This is a genomic window from Sivoneniella epilithica UHCC 1019 (genome assembly GCF_040830845.1).
Taxonomy (GTDB): Bacteria; Cyanobacteriota; Cyanobacteriia; order Leptolyngbyales; family Leptolyngbyaceae; genus ULC077BIN1.
In genome coordinates, this window is sequence record NZ_JBFPDP010000053.1 from 21,457 (window position 1) to 29,790 (window position 8,334).

Below are 8,334 nucleotides of genomic sequence, written 5' to 3' on the forward strand. Positions count from 1 at the left end.
GCTTTGAATGGCAACAATGATCTGGATGGAGGACATCACAAAAAACTACCGATTGGGCGAGGTGGATGTGCCTGTATTGAAAGGGATTGATCTGACGATCGCAGAAGGGGAATATGTCTCGATTATGGGGGTTTCTGGGTCGGGCAAATCCACGCTAATGAATATTTTGGGCTGTCTCGATCGCCCCACTCAGGGACATTACGTGCTAGAAGGCAGAAACCTAACCACACTTAATAATGATGAACTGGCTTATATTCGCAATCGCCGGATTGGGTTTGTGTTTCAGCAGTTCAACCTGTTAGCTCGTGCCACTGCACTGGATAATGTGATGCTGCCGATGGTGTATGCCAATGTTTCTAAGTCGCAGCGCCGAGAACGGGCAGAAGAAGCCCTAAGCCGGGTGGGTTTGGCAGAACGGATGAAAAACCGCCCTAGTCAGCTATCAGGCGGACAACAACAGCGAGTCGCGATCGCACGGGCGTTGGTCAACCGTCCGGCGTTGGTGTTGGCAGATGAACCCACAGGAGCCTTGGATACCGAAACCTCCCAAGAAGTAATGCACCTATTGGCAGACCTGAACTGTCAGGGGATCACGATCATTATCGTCACCCACGAACCCGATATTGCGGCTCAAACCCAGCGAATCATCCATGTCAAAGATGGCTTAGTCGTAGATTGAAGTAAAAAGAATAAACAGGTTTTCTCAGCGGCTGATCGGCAGTTTCAGCCAGGTGGAAAGTTCATAGGTTAGCCAGTCCAGTTCAGGTTGAGTGAAAGCAGGCGTACTCTTGAGTTCATATTTTTGAGTGCCTGCCCAAATGATGAAAGTCGCCTCTCCATCTGCATCTGCCGATTGCAAACATTCTAATTTAGTGATGTCGTTGCGGGGTGAGGTTTGCGATCGCCCGGTTTGAATCCCCAATCGTTTCTGCGTCAGAGAAATTTGCTGCTGATCAATTTGAAGCTGAACTTGCCCCATCCGCGCTGGCAGAGTGATTTCTAAGAAGGTCGGTTCCTTCGTCAAGGTAATCTTAGTATCCGCAGGTTTTCGGGCGGGGATCATTTTTGCGGGTGCCGTCTCAGCCTGCCGTCCGTGATCCAGCGCATGAAGGGCTTCCTGGGTTGACTTTGCTCGCCGATCCAAATTGGGTTCATAGAGCCAGCCTAACCAATCGGCAAACTCTGGGCTAACATTGGGCAGTTTGGCATAGTCAATTTTAGTGCCCACACGCGGCAGGCTAGAGGGTTGGGTGCCGGTAACCAAGGCTAACAGAGTTGCGCCTAAGCTAAATAAATCGGATGCGGCAACGGCTCGTCCGCTGAACTGTTCGGGTGCCATATAGCCATAGGTGCCCACGACTGTGAAGGCAGTGGTGTCATTCCCGGAAACCCGCTTAACCGAGCCAAAGTCGATTAGATAAAGCTGACGATTCGCAAGTAAGACATTGCTGGGTTTTAGATCCCGATGAATGATGGGCGGTTGTCGTCCGTGCAGATAGGTCAAAATTCCCAATAGGGCTTTGGCAATTTGTTTGGTTTCGACTTCAGTAAACAATCGCCCTTGCTGTAAACATTGCTCTAACGATTTGCCTTCCACATAAGTTTGAATGAGCGCCAGTGCTTTGGCGTTAGGTAGCTCATGTTCAAAGTAGCCCAAATAGGATGGGATAGAGGGATGAGAGAGGGATTTGAGGATTTCAACTTCGCGCTCAAATAGCTTTAGATCATCCCATTGCAGTTGCTCATCAATAAACAGCAGTTTCAAGACAACCAATTCTTGGGTCTGGAGATCGCGGGCAAGCAGCGTCCAGCGCCCGGTTTGTTTGCCGATCTGCCGCTCAACCTGGTAGCGATCGCCCAAAATTTGACCCGCCATATCTCCTCCAGCGCCTATAGCTTCTGATCTTCGTTGCGAAAGATTTTATTCTAGTCGAGTTTGTGGACGCGATCGGCTTCTCGCCAGCCTGAAAGCAGCGCCCCATGAACCGTTGCGGCATATTGTCGGGACGTGGCTTCTCCGGCAAAAAAGAGGCGATCGCCCACGGGTTCCGCCAACGTATCATAATCTTCATCGGTGGCGTGGGTTGCCAGGAACGAGTAGGCACCGCCAGCAAACGGATCAGCCCCCCAACGAGTAACAGCGTAATGGGTTGGGTCAGGGACTTTTGCACCGTAGATAGTTCGCAGAGTTTGCATTGCGGCTGCCACAATCTTCTCATCCGTCCAATCTTCTAAGGTTCGAGCATAGCTACCTGCATTAAATCCAACCAAAATCGGCTTTCCAGTGGTGTGATAGAGATTAAAGAACTCAACCCACTCACCTTTTTTCTTTGGAATATAGCCAATTACTTCTGCCGACTTCTCCCAAAACACTTTAGGAAAGCGCAAAACAACTTTATTCAAAGCTCCCATACCCAAGCGGTGAATGGCTTTTTGCTTATCATCCGGCAAAGCTGGAGAAAACGTGATAGAACCTGCTTGCAATACTCCCAACGGCACCGTCACGATCGCATAATCCGCTTCAAAGGTGGCATCTTGACATAGCACCCGCACACCCGTTTGCTCATACTCCACCGTTTGCACAGAATGCTCTAAGCGAATATCCAAATCCTCTGCCACTGTGCTTACAAGCTGATCGTAGCCCTTGGGAAATAGGCAATCTTCCCCGTCAAATTCTTCACCTTCATCCCAATAGTAAGCAGATAAATTGGCGCTGTCGGCGGCATATTCATGTTCGATCAACGAGGCGATCGCATAATCCAACTCGCGCCGATCCTGAGCGGATAGCTCCCACTTACTCAACACAATATCCAACGCAGTTTGCAAAGAAATATCCGCTTCATTCTGCTCGTCCATTTGCTCAACGAGTTCTTCCACCTCATCCAGCGCTTCCCAAAATTGCTCTTCTAGCTCCACTTGATCGTCATCTTCTAAGACAACGCCCTTCGTGTCATGCAGCCAAAGATTTTCGTAGTCCGTAATCACCGTTTCTAGATCCCACTGCTGCGCCAAATCTATCACTGGATTGCCATCCATGCCATGCACCCAAGTTGCGCCCAGTTCCACCGGAACACCCCAGCCGCGATCAGTGTGGATTCTGCCGCCAATGCGATCGCGCCCTTCCAACACAATCACGCTATATCCAAAGGACTGGAGCCTGCTAGCCGCCGCCAGCCCCGCAATTCCAGCGCCCACCACAATCACACTGCTCGTTTTAGACATACGCTCAACTCAACCTACCGACTTGCACCAACGCCTTTAATCCTATTACAAAGACTTGACACAACTACGGCAGGAATTGAAGGGGCGATCGTGAAACGTTACTGAGGGTGTTATGCGAAAATTTTCAGTATATTGATCTGTTATGCAGCCTAGGCTATCTGTTAGTGCTGATGCGGAGCCAGATCCGCAGCCATACTCTGAGAGTTTGCCAAGGTCGAAAACACAATGACAATCATTTCAACGATGAACTACCGGAACTACATCACAATCGAACCCAATAAACGCGGTGGTAAGCCTTGTGTACGGGGCTTGCGAATTACGGTTTATGAAGTGCTTGAGTACCTAGCTTCCGAAATGACCGAAGCAGAAATTCTCGACGATTTCCCCGATCTGACGCGAGAAGATTTAAAAGCCTGCATTGCTTATGCTGCTGATCGTGAGCGTCGGTTTATAACTGCTTCAGCATCCGCATGAAATTACTTTTCGATGAAAACTTGTCGACTAAATTGCCGAACTGTTTGAGTGATCTTTTTCCAAATTCGCTTCACGTTCGAGATGTGGGCATGAAAGCAGCGATCGCCTCTGTCAAAATCCGTTTACGATTAAGGCAGATAGAGTGGTAATAAATCCATGCCAGTTGTAGCAGCCAAATCTTACATAGAGTATCGGAACGATGCCTATTGGGTTGAGGGAACTCGCATTTCCCTCGATTCAATAGCCTACGCTTTCCAAAAAGGATTGTCGCCCGAAAGTATTGTCCAGTCTTTTCCATTACTAACCCTGGAACAGGTCTATGGAGTGATCGCCTTTTATCTTGCTAATCTTGCTGAGATTAATGCTTACCTGGCGACCGAGGAAGCAGCATTCGATTCGATGCCCCAATTGCAAACTACTGATCCAGCTTTGTATCACAAACTGATGACAGCTAAGGCAACTAAGGCTAGGGGAACTAAGGCTCAAGCAGTTAAAGCCGCAGCTAAAACTAAAGCAGCTAAGGCTAAGGTCGCAAAACAGCCAGTAGAATCATGACTGTTCGATATCAGGCTGATGCTGACCTAGATCAGGCAATCGTCACAGGGGTTTTACGCCGACAACCTACAATTGATTTTCAAACCGCTTTTGCTGCTGGGTTAGAAGGGGTTAAAGATCCAGAAGTATTGGCGATCGCGGCAAAACAGGAACGTATTCTCGTCAGCCATGATCGCAGAACAATGCCTTTAGAGTTTGCTGAGTTCATCATTAGCAACCAAAGCTCAGGAATTATCATCGTTTCTAGAAAGTCGCCGACTGAAATCATTATTGAGGAACTACTGCTGATTTGGGCAGCATCCAGTGCAGAGGAGTGGGTAGATCGCATTGCTAAGTTACCCCTTTAAATTTATCGCAGTGGTCTTTGGAGTTTTTTGTGATTCAGTGTTTCTAATCGCGATCGCCCCACTACCTGTTCTTGAGCAGACGCACCAGTTTTAAGCGATCAATATCACAATGGCAAAAGTTTGAGATCACTTCAGGAATTGGAGTGATCCAAGATGATGATCAGTATAGGAACTTGAAGCGAACACTACCCTACATTCACAAGTTCCGGCTTACTTAGGAGGTTCCCATGCAACGGAGTTCTGAATTTCCACTCTTCTTCCAAACCGCGATCGCCCTTTTTGGGTTCCTATTTCTGATCGCGATTGTTTCTTCTGTTTCGGTTCCAAAAACTCAATTTAGCAACACAGTAGGCACTACTCTAGAAGTTGCTAAAAACTTGTAAGTTTCTTTCTAAAAATTTAGTTCTACTCATCTCCAAAATAATCAGAATCGATTTTTTTGATTTGATACTCAGATACAATTGAAACGCCCAAATTGAAATCAATCATATATTGGGCAAGTTCTTCACCATCAATCAGAACTATCTTTGTATCATTTCGAGGAGCATAATCTTTTGCCTGATCAGAAAACTTGGATGTGGTAATAAAAATACCTTTCTTGGCTCCTTGTCCTGCCAGCGCACCCACAAACTTCTGAATTTCAGGACGACCTACTGTATCGTTCCATCGCTTTGCTTGAATGTAGATCGCGTCTAGACCTAACCGATCTTCCTTGATAATGCCGTCAATGCCTTCATCATTTGTTTTGCCGATCGCCCGACCCGCCTCTTTAATCGAACCGCCATATCCCATTTTGACCAGTAGCTCCACCACCAACTGCTCAAAGAAAGTAGGCGAAAAACTTTTAACTTTTGCAAGGATATCTTGGGCTAAGGCTTGTCGGATTTTTTGATAGCCATATTCCACAATTTCTTCTGGAGTATCCTGACTAATTGGATCATCTTCTGTAGGAGTAGTAGCTTTTTCCTGATTGTTTGTACTGCCAATGAATTCCAAATATTCGGGAAATTGTTTGAGGACTTTCATATTAAGGATTACAGGGTTTTGAGCAAGAATTTCACTACCTCTATCTGTAATCTTAAAAATTGATCGTCTTGGCGATTCTAGTAGTCCTGCCCGATTGAGATGAGATTTAGCCCAACCAATTCGATTGCTAAAAATAGGCTGCTTTCCGCTTGGAAGTGGCTCTTTTTTCTCTTCATCGGTCAAGTTGAAGTAGTTTGCTAAATACTCAATAGATTCTTTCGATGAATGCTCTTTCTCGTCGCTGGCAAATTGCATCAGAGGTAGCATGATGCTTTGAAAGTCTGGAATGGTCATAGGGGCTAAGTTTTTGAATCTATTTCTAGAGTGCCCGTTCTTTTACTGACTTAGCGTAGGTTGATAAAAAATTCTTACTCTTGTACGATCGCCCCTAATCTTCTCGCAGCAAGTCAGCTTTTAAGTCTTCAACTGATCCACTTTTTGCAGTTCCAGCACGGACAGCCGCCAGAGTTTGTGCCGCATTTTCAGCGATTTCTGCTCGTCGCTTTTCAATGCGGCGTTTGCGAATCAGGTCAAACAGCATCTCTTGATCGTCTATGGAGAGTTCGTCAACATACTCAACAAGTTCATGAAACAAAACTGAGCGAGTCATCAAAATCTCTCCACAAAACGACTATCCCTATTATGCGCCAACGGCTTCTTTGGCAGCGTAGAGGACTTCAGCGGTGATCACTTCAATGCCGCGATCGCGAGCAAATTTCTCAGTATTGCGTTTCACCTTGCCGCGCACGAAACCGGGGATTTTGTTGAGTTCTGCTGTGCCGTCTTTGCTCCAGTTCATGTCGGAGTCGGCAGACATTCCGCGTGTGATCACTTCTTTGGTATCGTGACCGCCAAAGATCTCCAGCAAGTGATCTTCCATGCCCAAAGTGAACGAGTTGTAGATTAGATCCACAAGCTGATTGGTGCCTTCGTAGCCGAGAAATGGCTTATAGCCAATCGGGAAGTTTTGCACATGAATTGGGGATGAAATCACGCCGCAGGGAATGTCTAATCGCTTACCTACATGGCGTTCCATTTGGGTGCCAAAGATGGCAGAGGGTTCCACACGGGCAACCGCATCGCCAACTACGCCATGATCATCAGTGATAATGACTTCATCGCAGTATCCACTGACCTGCTCTCGGAACCACTCTTCGTCATATTTGCAAAAAGTGCCAGCCCAAACCACGTGAATCCCCATTTCGCGAGAAAGAATTTTGGTAATGGCGGCGGCGTGGGTGCTATCGCCGTAAACTACTGCTTTTTTGCCCGTCAGGTTTTGGCAGTCAATCGATCGCGAGAACCAGGCAGCTTGGGAAATGTTGATAGTCTGGTTTTCGATGTAGGCATCATAATCAACCGCCCCGCCCTGAGCATTGATCACCTGCTGAATTTTGCGAATGCAGCGCGCCGTTTCCACGACACCCATCGGCGTAATGTCGATGTAGGGCATCCCAAATTCTTGCTCTAGATATTCCGCTGCCATCATGCCAAGTTCCCGATAGGGCACCAGGTTAAACCAGGCTTTCGGCAGGTTTTTCAGATTATGAACGGAAGCGCCTTCAGGAATGATTTCATTCACCTCAATCCCCAAGTCTGCCATCAGCCGTTTTAGCTCGGTGCAGTCGTGGTTATTGTGGAAGCCTAGGGTAGAAATACCGATGATGTTAACGGAAGGCTTCTCAGTTTTAGTAGTGGCAATGTCACCTTTTTTACGGGCTTTTTCAATGTAGAACTGGATGATTTGATGTAGGGTGCGATCGGCGGCTTGCAGTTCGTTGACGCGGTAGTGGTTCACATCTGCTAGCAACACGTCGCCTTTCGATTCGATTTGGGCACGCTGAACAAAATTTTCCAGGTCTTCTTGCAAAATGCTGGAGGTGCAGGTGGGAGTCAACACAATCAAGTCGGGATGTTCTTCAGCATCTTTACGGACGATGTTGTCTACGACTTTTTCTTGGGAGCCACGCGCCAACACATGGCGATCGACCACGCTAGTCGTCACTGGAGTAAAATCTTTTTCTCGCGACAACATCGATCGCATGACGTTGAAATAATCGTCACCAATGGGGGCATGCATGATGGCATGGACGTTTTTAAAGGAAGTGGCAACGCGAAGAGTGCCAATGTGCGCTGGACCTGCGTACATCCAATAAGCCAGTTTCATAGAGTGCCTCTTTTGGGGAATAGGGTTGGAGATCAGACTGTAAGTTTTGAGTTGATATTCTGGCGTTGCTGAATGCAAGGATGATTTTTGACTGTAGGGGTAGGTCTTGTGCCTACCCTGAGTAGATGGAGGGCAAGCACAAGGGATTGCCCCTACAAATTTCATCCCCAGATCCAGCAATGCCGATATTCTTACTCTGCACTTAGTTTGGCGGTGTTGATCACTGATTGTCTCAAAAACCGAGAGGATATCAGCAAATCATTTGAGTTTCTTTAGATTATTTAAGATCAATAAGCAAAGTATCTATAAGCCCTAATCTGATTGGTTTTCAAGAGTTACGATCGCAGTGAATATTCAGGGTTTTCTGACATGATTCTTATTGCATTGTGTCCGTTGGCATCAAACTTGCCTCGAAAATTTCATACAACCTACTTATGTAAGGGCGTGGCATACCCTGCGGGAAGCAAGCACCTATGGGGAGGCTGTTGCTGAAGTTCTCTACCAGGCAGGACATCAGGTGAGCATTGTCAATCCAGCCCGGAT

At 47.1% G+C, this 8,334-nt stretch carries 11 protein-coding genes; 6 read left to right on the top strand and 5 right to left on the bottom strand.

Translation table 11 applies throughout. The annotated features are described in order from the left end of the window. Positions 1 to 7: 7 nt before the first annotated feature. Positions 8 to 679, top strand: coding sequence for an ABC transporter ATP-binding protein (locus AB3R30_RS22690; RefSeq protein ID WP_458651490.1), 672 nt, complete (start codon positions 8 to 10; stop codon positions 677 to 679). A 24-nt stretch (positions 680 to 703) separates the two neighbouring features. Here AB3R30_RS22690 and AB3R30_RS22695 read toward each other — a convergent pair whose 3' ends face one another. Both AB3R30_RS22695 and AB3R30_RS22700 read right to left on the bottom strand, forming a co-directional pair. Beyond that, positions 704 to 1,876 (bottom strand): serine/threonine protein kinase, encoded by a 1,173-nt coding sequence (locus AB3R30_RS22695; protein ID WP_458651491.1) that lies wholly within the window; start codon positions 1,874 to 1,876, stop codon positions 704 to 706. A gap of 50 nt (positions 1,877 to 1,926) precedes the next feature. Then, on the bottom strand, positions 1,927 to 3,222 hold the full coding sequence (locus AB3R30_RS22700; protein WP_458651492.1) for a flavin monoamine oxidase family protein: 1,296 nt from the start codon (positions 3,220 to 3,222) through the stop codon (positions 1,927 to 1,929). Between the two features lie 243 nt (positions 3,223 to 3,465). Here AB3R30_RS22700 and AB3R30_RS22705 point away from each other — a divergent pair, with 243 nt between their 5' ends. The 5 genes from AB3R30_RS22705 to AB3R30_RS22725 all read left to right on the top strand — a co-directional run bounded on the left by AB3R30_RS22705 (position 3,466) and on the right by AB3R30_RS22725 (position 4,981). Then, a complete protein-coding gene (locus AB3R30_RS22705; RefSeq protein ID WP_458651493.1) occupies positions 3,466 to 3,696 on the top strand; it encodes a DUF433 domain-containing protein in 231 nt (76 codons plus the stop codon). Continuing rightward, the gene (locus AB3R30_RS22710; RefSeq protein WP_458651494.1) at positions 3,693 to 3,845 is read left to right on the top strand and encodes a DUF5615 family PIN-like protein; all 153 of its coding nucleotides are present in this window, start codon (positions 3,693 to 3,695) and stop codon (positions 3,843 to 3,845) included. The genes AB3R30_RS22705 and AB3R30_RS22710 overlap by 4 nt, the downstream gene beginning before the upstream one ends. Positions 3,846 to 3,852: 7 nt before the next feature. Continuing rightward, entirely contained in the window at positions 3,853 to 4,251 is a 399-nt protein-coding gene (locus AB3R30_RS22715) for a DUF433 domain-containing protein (protein ID WP_458651495.1), read from the top strand. Further along, positions 4,248 to 4,598 carry a DUF5615 family PIN-like protein gene (locus AB3R30_RS22720; protein WP_458651496.1) on the top strand — a complete coding sequence of 117 codons (351 nt, stop codon included), beginning with the start codon at positions 4,248 to 4,250 and terminating at the stop codon, positions 4,596 to 4,598. The genes AB3R30_RS22715 and AB3R30_RS22720 overlap by 4 nt, the downstream gene beginning before the upstream one ends. Positions 4,599 to 4,825: 227 nt before the next feature. Next, on the top strand, positions 4,826 to 4,981 hold the full coding sequence (locus tag AB3R30_RS22725; protein WP_458651497.1) for a hypothetical protein: 156 nt from the start codon (positions 4,826 to 4,828) through the stop codon (positions 4,979 to 4,981). A 22-nt stretch (positions 4,982 to 5,003) separates the two neighbouring features. Here the strand turns inward: AB3R30_RS22725 and AB3R30_RS22730 are convergent, their stop codons facing one another. From AB3R30_RS22730 to bchB, 3 genes are all read right to left on the bottom strand, one after another. Next, complete coding sequence (locus AB3R30_RS22730; RefSeq protein ID WP_458651498.1) at positions 5,004 to 5,918, bottom strand: restriction endonuclease; 915 nt, start codon at positions 5,916 to 5,918, stop codon at positions 5,004 to 5,006. Between the two features lie 94 nt (positions 5,919 to 6,012). Then, the gene (locus AB3R30_RS22735; protein WP_458651499.1) at positions 6,013 to 6,234 is read right to left on the bottom strand and encodes a hypothetical protein; all 222 of its coding nucleotides are present in this window, start codon (positions 6,232 to 6,234) and stop codon (positions 6,013 to 6,015) included. Positions 6,235 to 6,264: 30 nt separating this feature from the next. Next, on the bottom strand, positions 6,265 to 7,791 hold the full coding sequence (bchB, locus tag AB3R30_RS22740; RefSeq protein WP_458651500.1) for a ferredoxin:protochlorophyllide reductase (ATP-dependent) subunit B: 1,527 nt from the start codon (positions 7,789 to 7,791) through the stop codon (positions 6,265 to 6,267). Positions 7,792 to 8,334 lie beyond the last annotated feature (543 nt).